Origin of the sequence: Mesorhizobium sp. M5C.F.Ca.ET.164.01.1.1 (assembly GCF_004792125.1) — a bacterium.
Classification (GTDB): domain Bacteria; phylum Pseudomonadota; class Alphaproteobacteria; order Rhizobiales; family Rhizobiaceae; genus Mesorhizobium; species Mesorhizobium wenxiniae.
Window position 1 is genome coordinate 1 of sequence record NZ_SRTG01000080.1, and the last position, 495, is coordinate 495.

General features: G+C 68.3%; 1 protein-coding gene. It reads left to right on the forward strand.

Annotated elements, in window-relative coordinates:
* Positions 1–495: aldehyde dehydrogenase family protein (locus tag EN807_RS32505; RefSeq protein ID WP_135937927.1), on the forward strand; the 495-nt coding region annotated here is incomplete at both ends.

The window sequence follows — 495 nt, forward strand, 5'->3', positions numbered from 1 at the left end:
GCGTCCAGACGGCAGCCGCGACCGGCGCCACCTTGCCGGTGATCTCGCCGATCGACGGACGTCCCTTCGCCAGCATCGCCGACGGCAATGCCGCCGATGTCGATCGCGCGTTGCTCGCTGCCCTCAAGGCCTTCGAGAAGGGGTCCTGGTCGCGCGCGGCTCCCGCCTTTCGCAAGAAGGTGCTGACGAGGCTCGCCGAACTGGTCGAGAAGCACGCCGACGAACTCGCCGTGCTCGGCGTGCGCGACAACGGCACCGAGATCGGCATGGCCTACAAGGCCGAGCCGCTGTCGGCGGCCGGCACCATCCGCTACTACGCCGAGGCGATCGACAAGGTCTATGGCGAGATCGCGCCGACCGCCGACAACGTGCTCGGGCTGATCCACAAGGAGCCGCTCGGCGTCGTCGGCGTCATCGTTCCCTGGAACTTCCCGCTGATGATCGGCGCCTGGAAGATCGCGCCGGCCTTGGCTGCCGGCAATTGCGTGGTGGTCA